This is a genomic window from Rhizobium sp. AG207R (genome assembly GCF_027109195.1).
Classification (GTDB): Bacteria; Pseudomonadota; Alphaproteobacteria; order Rhizobiales; family Rhizobiaceae; genus Rhizobium; species Rhizobium dioscoreae.
Genome location: NZ_JAEPVT010000006.1, coordinates 119367 through 136523 on the forward strand (window position 1 = coordinate 119367; position 17157 = coordinate 136523).

At 59.1% G+C, this 17157-nt stretch carries 15 protein-coding genes; 7 read left to right on the plus strand and 8 right to left on the minus strand.

The annotated features are described in order from the left end of the window. The first annotated feature begins 15 nt into the window (after positions 1 to 15). Both JJQ51_RS15530 and JJQ51_RS15535 read left to right on the plus strand, forming a co-directional pair. The gene (locus tag JJQ51_RS15530) at positions 16 to 1218 is read left to right on the plus strand and encodes a CaiB/BaiF CoA transferase family protein (protein ID WP_113351946.1); all 1203 of its coding nucleotides are present in this window, start codon (positions 16 to 18) and stop codon (positions 1216 to 1218) included. Further along, positions 1215 to 2873, plus strand: a complete 1659-nt coding sequence (locus JJQ51_RS15535; RefSeq protein WP_113351945.1) for a thiamine pyrophosphate-binding protein — start codon at positions 1215 to 1217, stop codon at positions 2871 to 2873. The genes JJQ51_RS15530 and JJQ51_RS15535 overlap by 4 nt, the downstream gene beginning before the upstream one ends. A 40-nt stretch (positions 2874 to 2913) precedes the next feature. Here the strand turns inward: JJQ51_RS15535 and JJQ51_RS15540 are convergent, their stop codons facing one another. The 3 genes from JJQ51_RS15540 to JJQ51_RS15550 all read right to left on the minus strand — a co-directional run bounded on the left by JJQ51_RS15540 (position 2914) and on the right by JJQ51_RS15550 (position 4593). Next, a complete protein-coding gene (locus JJQ51_RS15540) occupies positions 2914 to 3258 on the minus strand; it encodes a RidA family protein (protein WP_113332882.1) in 345 nt (114 codons plus the stop codon). Between the two features lie 84 nt (positions 3259 to 3342). After that, positions 3343 to 3681 (minus strand): TIGR01244 family sulfur transferase, encoded by a 339-nt coding sequence (locus JJQ51_RS15545; protein ID WP_113351944.1) that lies wholly within the window; start codon positions 3679 to 3681, stop codon positions 3343 to 3345. Positions 3682 to 3753: 72 nt separating this feature from the next. Further along, positions 3754 to 4593 (minus strand): DUF4432 family protein, encoded by an 840-nt coding sequence (locus JJQ51_RS15550; protein ID WP_113351943.1) that lies wholly within the window; start codon positions 4591 to 4593, stop codon positions 3754 to 3756. A gap of 216 nt (positions 4594 to 4809) precedes the next feature. Between JJQ51_RS15550 and JJQ51_RS15555 the strand changes: the two genes are divergently transcribed. Beyond that, positions 4810 to 6270 carry a L,D-transpeptidase gene (locus tag JJQ51_RS15555; RefSeq protein WP_113351942.1) on the plus strand — a complete coding sequence of 487 codons (1461 nt, stop codon included), beginning with the start codon at positions 4810 to 4812 and terminating at the stop codon, positions 6268 to 6270. A gap of 118 nt (positions 6271 to 6388) precedes the next feature. Here the strand turns inward: JJQ51_RS15555 and JJQ51_RS15560 are convergent, their stop codons facing one another. The 5 genes from JJQ51_RS15560 to JJQ51_RS15580 form a co-directional block, all read right to left on the minus strand. Further along, the gene (locus tag JJQ51_RS15560; RefSeq protein ID WP_113332880.1) at positions 6389 to 7537 is read right to left on the minus strand and encodes an iron-containing alcohol dehydrogenase; all 1149 of its coding nucleotides are present in this window, start codon (positions 7535 to 7537) and stop codon (positions 6389 to 6391) included. Next, positions 7534 to 8919 carry an aldehyde dehydrogenase family protein gene (locus JJQ51_RS15565; RefSeq protein WP_113351941.1) on the minus strand — a complete coding sequence of 462 codons (1386 nt, stop codon included), beginning with the start codon at positions 8917 to 8919 and terminating at the stop codon, positions 7534 to 7536. Before JJQ51_RS15565 ends, JJQ51_RS15560 begins: the two co-directional genes overlap by 4 nt. A gap of 153 nt (positions 8920 to 9072) precedes the next feature. Continuing rightward, entirely contained in the window at positions 9073 to 10443 is a 1371-nt protein-coding gene (locus JJQ51_RS15570; RefSeq protein WP_113332879.1) for a glutamine synthetase family protein, read from the minus strand. A gap of 148 nt (positions 10444 to 10591) precedes the next feature. Then, positions 10592 to 12163 carry an amino acid permease gene (locus tag JJQ51_RS15575; RefSeq protein ID WP_113351940.1) on the minus strand — a complete coding sequence of 524 codons (1572 nt, stop codon included), beginning with the start codon at positions 12161 to 12163 and terminating at the stop codon, positions 10592 to 10594. Between the two features lie 126 nt (positions 12164 to 12289). Beyond that, a complete protein-coding gene (locus tag JJQ51_RS15580; protein ID WP_095435307.1) occupies positions 12290 to 13057 on the minus strand; it encodes an N-formylglutamate amidohydrolase in 768 nt (255 codons plus the stop codon). 180 nt (positions 13058 to 13237) lie between these two features. Between JJQ51_RS15580 and JJQ51_RS15585 the strand changes: the two genes are divergently transcribed. From JJQ51_RS15585 to JJQ51_RS15600, 4 genes are all read left to right on the plus strand, one after another. Continuing rightward, on the plus strand, positions 13238 to 14110 hold the full coding sequence (locus JJQ51_RS15585) for a MurR/RpiR family transcriptional regulator (RefSeq protein WP_095435308.1): 873 nt from the start codon (positions 13238 to 13240) through the stop codon (positions 14108 to 14110). Between the two features lie 188 nt (positions 14111 to 14298). Further along, positions 14299 to 15402 carry an ABC transporter substrate-binding protein gene (locus JJQ51_RS15590; RefSeq protein WP_113332877.1) on the plus strand — a complete coding sequence of 368 codons (1104 nt, stop codon included), beginning with the start codon at positions 14299 to 14301 and terminating at the stop codon, positions 15400 to 15402. 72 nt (positions 15403 to 15474) lie between these two features. Then, complete coding sequence (locus tag JJQ51_RS15595) at positions 15475 to 16368, plus strand: ABC transporter permease (protein ID WP_113351939.1); 894 nt, start codon at positions 15475 to 15477, stop codon at positions 16366 to 16368. After that, positions 16365 to 17153, plus strand: coding sequence for an ABC transporter permease (locus JJQ51_RS15600; protein WP_152092644.1), 789 nt, complete (start codon positions 16365 to 16367; stop codon positions 17151 to 17153). The genes JJQ51_RS15595 and JJQ51_RS15600 overlap by 4 nt, the downstream gene beginning before the upstream one ends. The last annotated feature ends 4 nt before the right edge of the window (positions 17154 to 17157 follow it).

Below are 17157 nucleotides of genomic sequence, written 5' to 3' on the forward strand. Positions count from 1 at the left end.
GGAGAGCGGACAGACATGACAGACCAGAAAACCAAGAAACCTCCCCTTTCCGGTATTCGTGTCATTGAGCTTGCCCGCGTGCTTGCCGGTCCCTGGGCGGGGCAGATGCTGGCCGATCTCGGCGCCGATGTCATCAAGGTGGAAAATCCCGACGGCGGCGACGACACCCGCCAATGGGGGCCGCCCTTCGTCGAGGGCAAGGATGGCGAAAATCTCTCCGCTGCCTATTATCACTCCGCCAATCGCGGCAAGCGCTCGGTAATCGCCGATCTCAAGACCCAGGAAGGCCAAGAGCTGGTACGCCGGCTGGTGAAGACGGCGGATGTGGTGATCGAGAATTTCAAGCTCGGCGGCTTGGTAAAGTACGGGCTGGATTATGAAAGCCTGAAGAAGATCAATCCCCGGATCGTCTATTGTTCGATTACCGGCTTCGGCCAGACCGGACCCTATGCCAGTCTCGCCGGCTATGACTATATCGTCCAGGGCATGTCCGGCTTCATGTCGATCACAGGCGAACCGGACGGACAGCCGATGAAAGCCGGTGTTGCGATCGCGGATATCTTTACCGGCATCTATGCCGTCTCGGCAATCGAAGCCGCCCTGATCCACGCTCTGAAGACAGGGGAAGGACAACTCATCGACATGGCGCTGCTCGATGTGCAATCGGCCGTGCTCGCCAACCAGAACATGAACTATCTGATCTCCGGCAAGCCGCCCGTACGGCTCGGCAACGCTCATCCGAATATCTCACCCTATGAAGTCGTGCCCACCGCCGATGGCTATCTCATCCTTGCTGTCGGCAATGATGGACAGTTCCGGCGCCTGTGCGCCATTCTCGGAGTGGAAACCCATGCCAACGACGAGCGCTATGCGACGAACAAGGCCCGCGTTGCCAACCGCAACGAGGTTCGGGTTTTCATCTCGGCGGAGACGCTGAAGTGGAACAAGGCGGAGCTGCTGAAAGCCTGCGCGGCCAACGCCGTTCCGGCCGGTGCCATCAATACGATCGAGGACATGTTCGCCGATCCGCAGATTGTGGCACGCGGCCTGAGGATCGATCTGGAGGATAGCGCCGGCACCGTCATTCCGAGCGTGCGCACGCCGATCGTGCTGTCGGAAACGCCGTTGGTCTATACGCGGCCAAGCCCGCGCCTCGGCGAACATCAGGAGGAAGTTCTGGCTGAATTGGCCGAACTGGAGGGAAAGGCGGGGACATGAAGCGAACGGGCGGGCAACTCATCGTCGAGGCTTTGAAGGCCAATGGCGTGCAGCGCATTTCCTGCGTACCGGGCGAGAGCTTTCTCGCCGTGCTCGATGCCCTGCATGACAGCGATATCAAGGTGCTCGTTTGCCGCCAGGAGGGCGGCGCGGCAATGATGGCGGATACTTGGGGCCAATTGACCGGCGAACCCGGCATCTGCATGGTCACCCGCGGCCCAGGTGCCACAAACGCCTCCGCCGGCCTTCATATTGCACGGCAGGATTCGATCCCGATGATCCTGTTCATCGGTCAGGTCCAGCGTGATGCCCGCGAACGCGAAGCCTTTCAGGAGGTGGAGTTTCGCAGGGCCTTTACCGAATTCGCCAAATGGGTCGGAGAGATCGACGATGCCGCCCGCATCCCGGAATTCGTCACCCGCGCCTTCGCTGTAGCAACATCGGGTCGCCCCGGTCCCGTGGTGCTGACCCTGCCCGAGGACATGCTGCGCGATGAGGTCGACGCGCCGCAAGCGCTGCCCTATGCCCCTGTTGCCGCTCATCCGGGCCGCCACCAGCTTGCCGATCTCCGCCAGCGCCTTGCGACTGCGCAGCGACCGATGGTCATTCTCGGCGGCACGCGCTGGAACGAGGAAGCGGTTGCCGGCATCAAGCAATTCGCGGAGCGTTTCAAACTGCCGGTCGGTTGCTCCTTCCGGCGGCAGATGCTGTTCGATCATCTGCATCCCAATTATGCCGGGGATGTCGGCATCGGCATCAATCCAGCGCTGGCAAGGGAAATCAAGGAAGCGGACCTACTGATTCTTCTCGGCGGCCGCCTCTCCGAAATGCCGTCCTCCGGCTACACACTGGTCGATATCCCCTACCCGCGCCAGCAGCTTGTCCACGTCCATGCCGATCCCTCGGAACTTGGCCGCGTCTATCGTCCGGACCTGGCGATCTGTGCCAGCCCGGCGGATTTCGTTGAGGCTCTCGCGGAGCTCGATGCGCCAACCGCGACACCATGGGCCGAGCGTACGGAACACATGCACGCGGCCTATCTTGCCTGGTCAAAGACACCGCAACAGTGCCCCGGCGCCGTCCATATGGGCCGCATCATGGACTGGATCGAAGCAAATACGGCCGATGATGCGATCTTCACCAACGGTGCCGGCAACTACGCGACCTGGCTGCACCGCTTCCATCGCTTCCGCCGTTTCAACACGCAGGCAGCGCCTACCTCCGGCTCGATGGGCTATGGCCTGCCGGCTGCGGTTGCCGCGAAACAGCTCTTTCCCGAGCGCGAAGTGATCTGCTTTGCCGGCGACGGCTGTTTCATGATGCATGGCCAGGAATTTGCGACCGCCGTTCAATACGGCCTCCCACTGATCGCCCTGGTCATCAATAATGGCATGTACGGCACCATCCGCATGCATCAAGAGCGGGAATATCCCGGCCGTGTCAGCGCCACGACACTCGACAATCCTGATTTCGCGGCCCTTGCCCGCGCCTATGGCGGCCACGGCGAGACGGTGAAAGCGACGGAAGAGTTTGGCCCGGCCTTCGAGCGGGCGCGCGCCAGCGGCAAACCGGCCATCATCGAGATCGCGCTCGACCCGGAAGCGATCACGCCCTCCCGCACCCTGACGGAAATTGCGCAAACAAAAGGCCGATGAGCGCGAGCCCACCGGCCTTTCAAAAATACGCCGGCCCGACTTAGTCGAGTGCTGCCGTTACGATGAATTCGACCTTGTACTTCGGCGCTGCGAGCTTAGCTTCGCTGGTCGCACGGGCCGGCGTGTTGGCCGGATCGACCCATGCTTCCCAGGCGGCGTTCATTTCGGCGAAGTAGGAAATGTCGGAGAGGTAGATGAGCGTCTGCAGGATCTTCGACTTGTTGGTGCCGGCAGCACCCAGCAGGCGGTCGACTTCGGCGAGTGCCGACTTGCACTGATCGGTGACGCTTTCGCCTTCACCAACCTGACCGGCGAGATAGACGGTGTTGCCATGGATGACAGCGCCGCTCATGCGGGCGCCAACGTCGATGCGCTTGATGCTCATGGTTTTCTCCTGGTGTTGTTCTTCGATAGGTAAAAGGGATGACCCAGGGTCTGCCCTCAATCAAAAGGCCGGGGAAGGACCCGTTCAGCCGCGAATGTGATGCGTCTTCTGATAGATCGCCGTCGAGCGTGCGCCCGAGCGGCAGTAGCCAAGCATCGGGCGCGGAAACTCGTCCAGCGCATCGACCATGCCCTGCACGGCCTCTTCGGTCACGCCCATCGGGCCGACGGGTACATGGGTAATCTCCAGGCCGAGTTCCTTGGCACGGGCCTCGATGACGCCGAACGACGTCTGATCCGGGCTTTCGCCATCGGGGCGATGGCAAACGATGGACTTGAACCCCAGAGCCTTGATCTGGTCGAGATCCTCAACGGTAATCTGGCCGGATACCGAGTATTCATCGTCGATCGGGCGGATATCCATGGTTCATGTCCTCTCTAAAACTGTGGCCTTGATCTACGCCGCCACAGGCCAAGCGTCAACCGCGGGGCGCTCTCAAACGAAGGCAAAATTGAGCATGAAATTGCGGGCTTCGCCGGGCTGGAGAATATTGAATTCGCCTGCTTCCTCGAGCTCCTCGCGAGAGACCCACCGATGCGAAACCGGCTCGATGCCAAGCACATGGGCAGGCGCGCGCTGATTGCGCCAGACCTGCAGAAACGGCAGCGTGTCCGTTCCGAACCGCACCCTCAGAGTCTTCCCACCAATGGCCGCGATGGGTCCGAGGCTGATCTCTGCCCAATCCTCGCCCTTTTCCTGCGCCGGCACGCAGAAGATATCACCGCCCTCTTCGCCGAAGGTCCAGGGAAAGCCGCCATTCTCCAGCATCTGTCCGGCAAGGCGCGTGCCGCTATCGAACCATTTGCCGCCGATATTCATATGGTACATCAAAAAGACCGGCATCGCCTCGGTACTCGTATTGACGATGCGGTCGGCAAGCGAGACTTCGCCGGTTGCGCCATCGATCCGCCAAAGACGTTCCAGCCTTGCGGTGCGGCGTTCGGCTGTGATGACATCGATATCGGCGCGGCATTCCGCGTTACCATTCTCGAATTTGGTCCAGAGAATTTTGGCTGGATGAGACGAGAAGGAACCATGCAGCGGATAGCGCTTGCCTTCATAGGCGCCGGACATCGGCTCTGGATGGCGGATATGATCCGGCCCGCAGGTGAAGAGGAAGCCTTCCACGGAATGACTGATACGCGGATCGCCATCGTCGGGAACGGCACTTCCGGGCGCGAGATTGTTGCCCTCGACGATGCAGGCGCCGATATCCAGCACAGAACCCTCGTCCAGCGTCAATTTCGGCCCCTTGGCCGCAGAAAAATCCATCATCCCTAAAATCCTCCCTGATCGGCGCCGAGCGCAGGTGCTGTCCCAAGGTGGCGCGCGACTGAAATAAACGGTTATTTGGCTTACCAAATCTTAACTTGAAGCCTTGATCACATAAATTTTTATATTTTATTCAGCATGATAATCTAAATCTCCATACTGGCGTCAAAATTGCCATGTGTGTGTCAGCCGAACGACTATCCCGAGGATTCGACAGACGTGAACCGGTTCGTAAAATTGAGTTTTGCCCTGGCAACGACTGCCGCTGTATCTGCGCTCGCCCTCACCGATGCGCAGGCGCAATATTATCGCAGCAGCAACGGCAACACGGTTCTCGTCACTCCCGACGGTCGGATTCTTGATCAGTATCCTTATGGTGGTGGATATTCCATGGCGCGCGACGGACGCGGCCGCCGGGTTCTGATCGATGCCTATGGCAATATCGTCGCCACGGAGATGAAGGCCAGCACCTATTATCCCCGCGCGCCCGCTCGCGACAGCTACGCTGATAACGGCAGCCGCTATGGCGATACGCAGCTTTCCAACAACGGCAACTACCAGGACTATCGTCAGTATCGTACCGACAGCTACGGAAATTACGACGGCGCTCCCGATAATGGTTACGGTCAGCAGGATCGTAGCGTGATCACCGGCGGCATTCCGCGTGACAGCGATATCCAGCGCCAGCCGCTCGACAATCAGCCCTTACCAGGCCAGAACCGGGGCCAGGCGAACCAGAACGGCAGTGATTACGCGTCAATCGATCCGCAACAGGGCGCACCTGATATCGTCAACAAGCCACCACCGGCCGAACCCGTCATCACGCTCAAGGGCAAGTCGAAGATGGAGATTACCGCGCTGGAGGTCTTCCTCGCGCGGCAGGGTATTTCGCCTGGTGCGATCGACGGCCGCATGGGCGCAAACGTCACCAAGGCGATCTATGCCTATCAGCAGATGACCGGGCAAACGCTCGACCCCAACAATACCGACGCGATCCTCGAACAGCTGCGCATGTCCGGCGGCATGCCGATCGTCAACTATACGATCACCGCTGCCGACGCCGCAGGCCCCTACGTCGCTTCGATCCCTGAGGACTATGCCGCGAAGTCCCAGATGCCTTCCCTCGGCTACACGTCGACGACCGAAATGCTGGCGGAGCGCTTTCATATGGATGAAGGCTACCTGAAGGCGCTCAACCCCGGCGTCGATTTCACCGTGCCCGGCAGCATCATCAAGGTCGTCAATACAGGCCCCGGCAAGACCGGCACAGTTGCCAAGATCCTGGCTGATAAGGGCCGCAAGCAGGTTTTCGCCTATGATGCCAACGGCACGCTGATCGCAGCCTACCCGGCCAGCATTGGTTCCGCAGACACGCCCTCGCCGTCAGGCACTGTCACAGTCGAGCGCGTCGCCTTCAATCCTGGCTATACCTACAATCCAAAGATCAACTTCCAGCAGGGCGCCAACGACAAGGTTCTGAACATTCCGCCTGGCCCGAACGGCCCGGTCGGTACGGTCTGGATGGCCCTGTCGAAACCGACCTATGGCATCCACGGCACGCCGGATCCCTCGCGGATCGGCAAGTCGCAGAGCCACGGCTGTGTCCGTCTCACCAATTGGGATGCGACTGAGCTCGCGAAAATGGTCAAGCCCGGCGTCGTCGTCGAATTCGTAGACTGATTGCCAGACATGCTTACACAAAAAAGCCGCCGGGAAAACTCGGCGGCTTTTTCTTTGTCTTGAAATATCAAACGCACCGCTATTTTTCATCCGGCGCGTCAGGTAGTTCGGCGGCGTATCAGAAGCAGTCGCGGAACAAAGCCTTCGTGTTTTCGAGCGTCATCGGCACCGGATTGCCGCCGGCACTCGGATCTTCGATTGCCATGGCGGAGAGTTCGTCGATCCGGTCAGGTGCAATGCCCATAGCCGAGAGGCTTTCCGGCACGCCGAGTTCCGAGCGTAGCTTCAGCACATAATCATAGAAGCCGTCGAAACCACCCGAAATGCCAAGATAGGCGGCGGCGCGCGCAATCTTTTCTTCGATGGCTTTGCGGTTGAAGCGCAGGACAGCTGGCATGACGACAGCATTGGTCATGCCGTGATGCGTGTTGTAGACGGCGCCAATCGGATGCGACAACGCGTGGATGGCGCCGAGCCCCTTCTGGAAGGCGACGGCGCCCATGGCGGCAGCACTCATCATGTTGGCCCGGGCTTCGAGATCTGTTCCCTCACGATAGGCGCGCGGCAGGAATTCCTTGACCAGGCGCATGCCTTCCAGCGCGATGCCGGCCGACATCGGATGGTAGAAGGGTGAGGAATAGGCTTCCAGGCAATGCGCAAAGGCATCCATGCCAGTACCGGCGGTGATGATCTTCGGCATGCCGACGGTCAGCTCCGGATCGGCAATGACGACGCCGGGCAGGAATTTCGGATGGAAGATGATCTTCTTCACATGCGTCGCGGAATTGGTGATGACGCTGGCGCGGCCGACTTCCGAACCGGTGCCGGCGGTCGTCGGTACGGCGACGATCGGCGCGATACCTTCGACGCTGGCGCGGGTCCACCAGTCGCCGATATCTTCGAAATCCCAGACCGGCCGGCTCTGGCCGACCATGAAGGCGACGCACTTGCCGAGATCGAGGCCGGAGCCGCCGCCGAAGGCGACGACGCCATCATGGCCGCCGTCCTTAAACGCTTTCACGCCAGCTTCGAGATTTTTCTCGTTCGGATTCGGATCGACGTCAGCGAAGATGGCGCGACCGAGACCTGCATCCTCCAGAATATCCAAGGCCGTCGCCGTGATCGCCATCGAGGCAAGTCCCCGGTCGGTGATCAGGAGAGGCTTCTTCATGCCCAGGCTCTTGCAGGCGTCCGCGAGCTCCTTGATACGGCCACGACCGAGCTTGAAGGCGTTCGGATAGCTCCAATTGGCTGAGATAGTGCTCATGCTGTTACTTTCTTCAGATGATAGGATTTCGGGCGCGTCAGATTGTGGAAGCCGATGATCGACAGCGAGCCGCCGCGGCCGGTTTCCTTGACGCCGGTCCAGCACAGAGCCGGATCGAGATAATCGGCGCGGTTCATGAAGACGGTGCCGGTTTCGATTTCGCGGCCGATACGTGAGGCGCGCTCGACATCCTTGGTCCAGAGCGAAGCCGTCAGACCGTAGGGACTGTCGTTCATCAGTTCCAGCGCTTCCGCATCGCTCTTCACCTTCATGATGCCGACCGCTGGACCGAAGGTTTCTTCGCGCATGAAGGCCATGGAATGATCGACATTGACGAGGACCTGCGGCGCAAGATAGGCGCCGCCGTCATCGGCCGGGAACAGCTTCGGATCGACCAGCGCCTCGGCGCCCTTGGCAACCGCATCGGCGATCTGCTCACGCACGACCTTGGCAAAGCGCTTATGCGCCATCGGCCCGAGCGACGTCTCAGGATCCAGCGGATTGCCGAGCTTATAGTTCGAAACCCAGGCAACCGACTTCTCGACAAAATTGTCGTAGAGCGATTCATGCACGTAGATGCGCTCGATGCCGCAGCAGCACTGGCCGGAATTATAGGTCGCGCCATCCATCAGCGTGTCGACGGCGGCGTCCAGATCGGCGTCTTCCATGACATAGCCCGGATCCTTGCCGCCAAGCTCGAGGCCAAGGCTGGTAAAGGTGCCGGCGGCCGCACGCTCGATCGACCGGCCGCCTTCGACGGAGCCGGTGAAATTGACGAAGTTGAAGCTGCCGGCGGCAATCAGCGCCGAGGTGGTTTCATGATCCAGGAAGACATTCTGGAAGACATCGGTGGGAACGCCGGCCTCGACGAAAGCCTGCACCAGCCGCTCGCCAACGAGCAGTGTCTGGCTTGCGTGCTTGAGAATGACGGTATTGCCGGCCATTAGCGCCGGGGCGACCGTGTTGATGGCCGTCATGTAGGGATAATTCCAGGGCGCGATGACAAAGACCACGCCATGCGGTTCGCGCTCGATGCGGCGGGCGAAATTGGCACTATCCTCGACGACCAAGGGTGCCAGTGCGTCGGCGGCGATCGAGGCTACATAGTTCGAGCGCTCGTTGAAGCCGCGATATTCGCCGCCATACTTGATCGGACGGCCCATCTGCCAGGCAAGCTCCGGCACGACGACATCGGCCATCTCATTGAGCCGAGCCACACCCTTCAGCACGAGCTGGACACGATCCTCCAGCGGACTACGCGCCCAATCCTTCTGCGCCTTGCGGGCGCGTGCCACGACGTCCTTGCCAGCTTCCAGCGACAGTGCCGGACGCTCGGCATAAACCTCTCCGTTCACCGGAGAGACGCATGTGATCATGGTCATGATCGAATTCCTGTTTTCTTGGTCATCCGTTGATTGCCCGGATGTTGTGCAAGCAGGGCCGCATTCAAAAGAGAAACGGCGGACAGACAAAACATCCCAGCGCCCTGCCCGATCATAAAATGAAAATCGGGCAGGAGGCAGATCGCAAAAGCCTTACGCTCTTTCGAATCCGCGCGCCACTTCCCAATCGGTCACACGACGATCGTATTCCTCCTGCTCCCATTCGGCAGCGCGGGTGTAGTGATCGATGACATCATCCCCGAAGGCGGCACGCAGCATCTTCGACGTCGTCAAGGCAGTCGTGGCATCGCGCAGCGTGCGCGGTATCTCGCGAACTTCGCGCGCGCCATAGGCGTCGCCGACAAACGGCGCCTCGAGTTCAAGCTTGTTTTCGATACCATCGATACCGGCTGCGATCAGAGCCGCAAAAGCCAGGTAAGGATTGAGGTCCGAGCCCCCGACACGGCATTCGATGCGGATCGATTTCGTATCCTCGCCGCACAGGCGGTAACCGGCGGTACGGTTATCCTTGCTCCAGATCGCCTTGGTCGGCGCGAAGGTGCCGGCCATGAAGCGCTTGTAGGAATTGATATAGGGCGCCAGGAAATAGGTGATCTCGCTGGCATGGGTCAGAAGCCCGGCGACATAGTGCTTCATCATCGGCGACATGCCGTATTTGCCGCCTTCTTCGAAGAACTTCGGGCTCTTTCCGTCGAGGCTCCAGAGGGATTGATGGATGTGCGAGGAGCTTCCGGCGGCACCGTAATTCCACTTCGCGAGGAAGGTGATTGCCTTGCCCTTCGACCAGGCGATCTCCTTGCAGCCGTTCTTGATGATGGCATGGCGGTCGGCCATATCAAGCGCGTCGGCGTAACGGACGTTGATTTCCTCTTGCCCCGCCGAAGCCTCGCCCTTCGAATTCTCCACTGGGATGCCCGCGCCCTGAAGGCCGGTGCGGATCGCCCGCATCACTTCTTCCTCCTTGGTGGTCTGGAAGATGTGGTAGTCCTCGTTATAGCCGCTGGCGAGCTTCATGTTGCGATAGCCAGCTTCGCGCGCGCTGTCATAGCTCTGGTCGAACAGGAAGAATTCGAGCTCCGAAGCCATGTAGGCCTTGAGCCCCATGGCTTCCAATCGCTTCACCTGCTTCTTCAGAATGGCGCGCGGAGAATGCGCAACTTCCTCATGTGTATGATGGTCAAGCACATCGCAAAGGACGAGCGCCGTGCCTTCCAGCCAAGGAATGCGGCGCAGCGTGGCAAGGTCTGGCTTCATGGTATAGTCGCCATAACCCTTCTCCCAGCTCGTCGACTTGTAGCCGGAGACGGTCTCCATCTCGATGTCGGTCGCCTGCAGATAATTGCAGCTATGCGTTTCCTTCCAGGCGCTCTCGATGAAGAATTCCGCCTGGAAGCGTTTGCCCATCAACCGGCCCTGCATGTCGACCTGACATGCCAGAACCGTATCGATGAGCCCTTCGGCCACATCTCGCTTGAGGTCGTCGAACGTATAGCTGCTGCTCATAATTTGGTCCGCCTGAACAATGAATTGAAACGTCGGCCTGCCGAACGATACCGCCTTGCGGGATAATCCGCGCGCGTGCCGCCGTGTCGCTACCGGTGAAAAGGGTCGCAGGTCTGCGACCCCATTGCTCGCAAAGATTAGACTTCGCTTACGTCTCGCCGACGGCGGCTTCCGCTGCCGCGATCTCAGCCTTGCGCTTGGCAATGGCATCGCCGATCGGCGGGCCCTTGAAGCGACGGCGCTCGAAGCCGAACCAGACGATGGCCGTCAGAACCAGGAAGCCGACGGTGATAATGCCCGCCCAGTCGTTCGGCGGCTGAATGCCGAGAACGAAGATGATGATCATCGCGATGATCGACAGCACGGCAAATAGCTTGAACAGACCTTCCCCGAGGTTCCAAGGGCCCATCTTGTCCCACTTCGTCGTACCCCATGCGAAAAGGCCGAGCGTGATCGGGATCGCAAAGGAGAAGAACAGGAAGATGACGGTGCACGAGACGACGATGGTGTAAACCGGCGTATCGCCGATCGATACCAGCGACGACCCCCAGACGAACAGGACGGAAAGGATCGACCCAGTCCAGATCGCCGAAACCGGCGTGCGGTATTTCGGGCTGACCCGAGACAGAGCCTTGGATCCCGGCAGACCGCCGTCACGCGAGAAGGCGAAGATCATGCGCGAAACCGAGGTTACCGTTGCGAGACCGCACAGCCACTGGCTGATGAAGATCAGCAGATAGAGAATGTCCTTCACGATGGGATTGACCTGTGCGTCCATTGCCCAGAAGAACACGTTCCAGCCCTGCTTGGCGGCATCGTCCATATTCGGCAGCATCAGCACAAACGAGCAAAGCATGATGTAGCCGAAGAGCGCCGACCACAGAACCGACGACACCATGCCGCGCGGAACGGAATGGGCGGCTTTCACTGTCTCTTCCGACGTATGGGCCGAGGCATCATAACCGGTGATCGTGTAGATCGGCAGCAGAAGGCCGAGCGCGAAGACCCAGAAAGTCGAAACCTGCGGCCAGACCGGGGCACCGGTTGCCGAGCCGTCGGCAGCAATCGTCGCCAGACCGGAATAGTTGGTGAAGGTGAAAAGCCGCGCAAAATCATAGGACGGCGCAGCGATCAGGCAAACAGCCGCCAGAAGGATCGAGGTTGCGAAGATCAGATAACCGGAGAAGTCGGTCAGCTTCGCCGTCAAGCCGATACCCATGTGATTGACCAGCGCCTGCAGACCTGTGATGACCACCAGGAACACGATGCGCACCAGCGTGGTGTCGGTCATGTTGAAGTAGCCGCCGAATGCGCCGACGAAGAAGTAATAGGTGCCGACATTGATGGCGCCGAGGACGGTGACGAGGCCGAGCAGGTTGAACCAGGCCGTCAGCCAGCCGGTGAAGCGATTGCCGAGGATCGAGCCCCAGTGGTAGAGACCGCCGGCCGTCGGATAGGCCGAACTGATCTGGGCCATCGCCACAGCGAAGACGAGCGATATGAAGCAGCCGACAGGCCAGCCGATACCAATAGCGGCACCGCCCGCACCCGATGTCGCTTGAGCCAGCGAATTGATGCCGCCGGATAGAATGCAGATGATCGAGAAGGACACGGCGAAATTCGAGAATGAACTCATCCGCCGTTCCAACTCCTGAGCGTAGCCCATGGAGTGCAGGATCTGGACATCCTGCTTCTTGTCTGACTCTGTATAATCAGCCATGCCATTCCCCCTAAAGCCCGGTCGTCCGCGGGATTGCGGAGAACCATGTGTCACATTGACCGCTGACATTTCGCCATGCGGCCCGATCGCAGTTGAACTGCTCCCCGGGGTCTTTTTCTTTTATGCTCAGGCTTCCAGACTGCTCTGGAGAAGCCCCGTCAGATAATCGGCCATGACCCCTTGACCGACGTCATCTCGAATGAGGTCGTTGCGGACCTCGATCATTACGTTATGCAGACCATTGGCGAGCCCATGCAGCTTCAACGTATGGGTGACACCGTCTTGAGGACCGTAAGGCTGATTGCGCTCTGTCTGATAGAGCGGTGCCTCAGCTGCTGCATCAAGCATGCGATCGGCCAGCCAACGGTCTTCATCATGCAGAATGCCAAGCTCCACTGCCCGCGGCTTGCCATTATAGACCGGCGTGAAGCTATGGATTGTCACGATCACGGTTTTTTGTCCGCGCGCCGCCCGCTCCTTCAAGAGCGCCCGAATGCGATCGTGAAACGGGATGTAGAGCCCTTCCGTACGCGCTTTTCTATCCGCCTCGCCCAAGTGCTGATTTCCAGGGATCGTATAGATCTCGCTCGTCTCCGGCATGGCACCGGCGCTTTCGGGGGGCCTGTTGCAATCATAGATCAGCCGGGAGAAGCGCTGAAAAACCAAGGTGGCATTCAAGCCGGCGGAAATTCCCCTTGCAACCGCGAGTGCGCCCGGATCCCACGCGATATGGCTGGAAAGCGCCTCAACGGAAAGCCCGAGGTCGCCGAACCGTTCTGGAAGCGCGCGGGAGGCATGCTCACAGACGAGCAAAACCGCACTGCTTCCGTCCGGTCTTTCGACCGCAACGCAATCGCCGTCTGCCTTCGTCAAAATACCTTGCTGCGCGAGCATCGGAGACGCCCCATTGCCGATTAACAAAATGTTTATAAGAAAAGAATTCTTCAGGTTTTCGCCGCTGTCAACTGGAAACTGAAATTATTTCTTCATTTGTGACATTGACTCGAAATGTGACAGCGTTGTTATATCCTGCAAGGAAAGCGGCATCAGACCGTTCCGGGGAGCTAAAATCGAGTGAACAATGCGTCGAAAACAGTTTCAGACGTAATCAATGCGCGCTTTGACACGCTGACGCGCGCCGAAAAGCAGCTCGCCAAGAGCCTGCTCGACAATTATCCCGTTTCCGGGTTGGGCAGCATTACCACCGTCGCCGAGAATGCGCGGGTTTCGACCCCGACAGTCGCACGCATGGTGCAGAAACTCGGATACAAAGGCTATCCGGACTTCCAGGCCCATCTTCATCAAGAAGTCGAGGCAACGATCTCCAACCCCCTGACGAAGCACGATCGCTGGGCATCCAACGCGCCAGGCACGCATATCCTCAATCGTTTCGCCGACGCCATCATGGGCAACCTGCGACAGACCCTGTCGGATATCGACGTGGCGACCTTCGATGGCGTTGCCGCGCTGCTGTCGGAAAGAAAACGCGGCCTTTATTTCGTGGGCGGGCGCATTACAGGGGCGCTTGCCGAGTATTTCTTCACCCATATGCAGGTCATCCGCCCCAACACGACGCTGCTCTCCTCCAATTCCAGCACCTGGCCGCAATATGTCCTGAACATGAATCCGGGCGATCTGCTCGTCATATTCGATATCAGGCGTTACGAGCAGGAAATGGTCAATCTGGCCGCCGCCGCCCGCCGGCGTGGCGCGGAAATCATCGTCTTCACCGACCAGTGGGCAACGCCCGCCGCCAAGCATGCGAAATACACGTTCCGCGTGCAGATCGAGGCGCCGTCCGCCTGGGATTCATCGGTTGTCACCCTCTTCATCGTCGAAGCCCTGATCGAAGCTGTACAAAGCTCGACATGGGACGAGACAAGCGAGCGTATGAAGACACTGGAAGGTCTTTTCGAGCAAACCAAGCTGTTTCGCAAGCTAAGTTGAAGGGGAATGAAAACAGAAAATAACGGTCCGTGAAGGGTGTGAAATACAGCGACTGTCATACTTGTCGATTAGAAGCAAAAATCGACTGCGTTTTCAGCAAACGCAACACTTTGAAGTCGTCACACAACCTTCATGTAACGTCATTAACAGCAACGCCAGACACTGAAAACCCAAAAGGAGGAAATGCAGTGATCTCGAAAATTCATCGTCTTCTGACAATTTCTACGGCGATGCTCGTCGCTTCGACGGCTATCGCGGCCGCAGAACCGAGCGCCGATCTCATCGCTGCCGCTAAGAAGGAAGGCACGCTGACCACGATCGCCCTGCCCCACAACTGGTGCGGTTATGGCGACCTGATCGCTGCGTTCAAGGCGAAATACGGCATCGAAGTCAACGAACTGAATCCGGATGCCGGTTCGGGCGATGAAGTCGAGGCAATCCGCGCCAACAAGGGCAACACCGGCCCGCAGGCTCCCGACGTGATCGACGTCGGTCTCTCTTTCGGCCCGACGGCCAAGAAGGAAGGCCTGCTGCAGCCGTACAAGGTTTCCACCTGGGATTCCATTCCGGACAGCGCCAAGGATGCCGAAGGCTACTGGTACGGCGACTACTACGGTGTTCTCTCTTTCGTCACCAATAAGGACGTCGTGAAGAACCCGCCGAAGGACTGGGCTGACCTCCTGAAGCCGGAATATGCCAACACCGTTTCGCTCGCTGGTGACCCGCGCACGTCGAACCAGGCAGTTCAGGCCGTCTACGCCGCCGGCCTCGCAGCCGGCGAAAAGGACGCCGCCAAGATCGGCGCCGCCGGTCTCGATTACTTCGCGAAGCTCAACAAGGCCGGCAACTTCGTTCCGGTCATCGGCAAGTCCGCCTCGCTGGCTCAGGGTGCAACCCCGATCGTCGTCGCCTGGGACTACAACGGTCTCTCCTGGCGCGACAGCCTGAACGGCAACCCGCCGGTCGACGTCACTGTTCCGGCTTCCGGCGTTATCGCTGGTGTCTACGTCCAGGCGATCTCGGCTTTCGCTCCGCATCCGAACGCTGCCAAGCTCTGGATGGAATTCCTCTATTCCGACGAAGGCCAGATCGGCTGGCTGAAGGGCTATTGCCACCCGATCCGCTTCAACGACCTGGCGAAGAATAAGAAGGTTCCGCAGGAACTTCTCGACAAGCTGCCGCCGGCTGCCGCCTATGAAAAGGCCGTCTTCCCGACGCTAGAAGAACAGGATGCCGGCAAGACCGCCATCACCACGAAGTGGGATTCCGTCGTCGGTTCGAACGTGCAGTAATCACAACTGACTTGGCCTCCCCGCTTCGGCGGGGAGGTTTTCCGTTTTTTGACGCCGCGGATTGGGCCAATCATGAGCACCGTGACAACATCGACCATCAGCACCACGCCCTTGATCAACAAACGCGTGGTCGTTGACTGGCTGGGCATAGCGCCCTTCCTGATCTTCGCGCTGCTGTTTCTGATTTTGCCGACAATCTATCTGATCGCTGGCGCTTTTCTGACGCCGGACGGCGGCCTGACGCTGAAGAACATCGGCGATCTGTTCACGAAATCCATCTTGGACTCCTATTGGATCAGCATCAGGGTTTCGGTCGCCTCGGCGCTCGGCGGCGCGTTGATCGGCTTTTATCTGGCCTGGGCGCTGGTCATGGGCGGACTTCCGGCCTGGGTGCGCCATGCCTTCCTTACCTTTTCCGGTGTCGCCTCAAATTTCGCCGGCGTACCACTGGCTTTTGCGTTCATCGCCACGATCGGTCGCCTGGGCCTCGTCACGCTGCTGATGAGGGATTGGTTGGGTTTCAATCTCTATTCCACAGGCTTCAATCTCTACAGCTTCGTCGGCTTGACCATCACCTATATGTACTTCCAGATTCCGCTGATGGTGCTGATTATCACGCCGGCGCTGGACGGCATGAAAAAGGAATGGCGTGAAGCCGCATCCATCCTCGGGGCGACCACGAGACAATATTGGCTCATGGTGGCGCTCCCCATTCTCTGGCCGAGCCTGCTTGGCACGACGCTGCTGCTGTTTGCCAACGCCTTCGGCGCCATCGCAACGGCCATCGCGCTGACGGGCAGCTCGCTGAACATCATCCCGATCCAGCTCTACGCGCAAATCCGCGGCGACGTGCTGCACAACGCCAATCTCGGCTATGCAATGGCGCTCGGCATGATCGTCATCACTGGCATTTCCAATGTGATCTACATCATCATGCGTATTCGCGCGGAACGGTGGCAGAAATGAAGCTGCAAAAATTCTTTGCCTGGATCGCTGTTGTCATCGGCGCTATCTATTTCATCGTTCCGCTCATCGGTACGCTGGAATTCTCACTGCGCATGCGTCGCGACGCCTATAGTTTTGACGCCTATGCATCAGTCGTTTCGGACGCTCACTTCCTGTATGCGTTCGGCTATTCGATGCTCATGGCCTTGCTGACCATCATCTTCGGCATGTTGATCGTGGTGCCTACGGCTTATTGGGTGCGCCTCCGTTTGCCCCAAATACGCCCGATCGTCGAGTTCATCACGCTGATGCCGCTGGTCATCCCCGCCATCGTCATCGTCTTCGGCTATCTGCGCCTCTACAATTCGTCATCGATCCTGCCTTTGACAGGCTTCGAGCAGACGACGAACTTCCTTCTTGTCTGCTCCTATATTGTCTTGGCGCTCCCCTATATGTATCGTTCAGTCGACACGGCGATGCGCACGATCGATGTCGGCACCCTGACGGAAGCCGCAGAAAGCCTTGGCGCGAAGTGGACAACCATCATGCTCCGCTGCATTTTCCCCAATGTCATGAGCGGCGTCCTCTCCGGCGCATTCATCACGCTGGCGATCGTCATGGGCGAATTCACGATGGCCTCGCTGCTCAATCGTCCGGCTTTCGGCCCTTACATGCAGCTCGTCGGCGCCAACCAGGCTTATCAATCCTCGGCGCTCGCCATCATTGCGCTTGCTGTCACCTGGCTTAGCATGGGTCTGCTGCAGCTCGTTTCCCGCTTCTCAAAACTGGCTCCGGTTAAGGCGTAAGGCT

Bases quoted from the DNA above. Each gene is read 5' to 3' on its own strand.
- JJQ51_RS15540 (WP_113332882.1), bottom strand. From the start codon at position 3,258: ATGAGCATCAAGCGCATCGACGTTGGCGCCCGCATGAGCGGCGCTGTC.
- JJQ51_RS15545 (WP_113351944.1), bottom strand. From the start codon at position 3,681: ATGGATATCCGCCCGATCGACGATGAATACTCGGTATCCGGCCAGATT.
- JJQ51_RS15595 (WP_113351939.1), top strand. From the start codon at position 15,475: ATGAGCACCGTGACAACATCGACCATCAGCACCACGCCCTTGATCAAC.
- JJQ51_RS15565 (WP_113351941.1), bottom strand. From the start codon at position 8,919: ATGACCATGATCACATGCGTCTCTCCGGTGAACGGAGAGGTTTATGCC.
- JJQ51_RS15550 (WP_113351943.1), bottom strand. From the start codon at position 4,593: ATGATGGATTTTTCTGCGGCCAAGGGGCCGAAATTGACGCTGGACGAG.
- JJQ51_RS15600 (WP_152092644.1), top strand. From the start codon at position 16,365: ATGAAGCTGCAAAAATTCTTTGCCTGGATCGCTGTTGTCATCGGCGCT.
- JJQ51_RS15575 (WP_113351940.1), bottom strand. From the start codon at position 12,163: ATGGCTGATTATACAGAGTCAGACAAGAAGCAGGATGTCCAGATCCTG.
- JJQ51_RS15535 (WP_113351945.1), top strand. From the start codon at position 1,215: ATGAAGCGAACGGGCGGGCAACTCATCGTCGAGGCTTTGAAGGCCAAT.
- JJQ51_RS15580 (WP_095435307.1), bottom strand. From the start codon at position 13,057: ATGCTCGCGCAGCAAGGTATTTTGACGAAGGCAGACGGCGATTGCGTT.
- JJQ51_RS15570 (WP_113332879.1), bottom strand. From the start codon at position 10,443: ATGAGCAGCAGCTATACGTTCGACGACCTCAAGCGAGATGTGGCCGAA.
- JJQ51_RS15530 (WP_113351946.1), top strand. From the start codon at position 16: ATGACAGACCAGAAAACCAAGAAACCTCCCCTTTCCGGTATTCGTGTC.
- JJQ51_RS15560 (WP_113332880.1), bottom strand. From the start codon at position 7,537: ATGAGCACTATCTCAGCCAATTGGAGCTATCCGAACGCCTTCAAGCTC.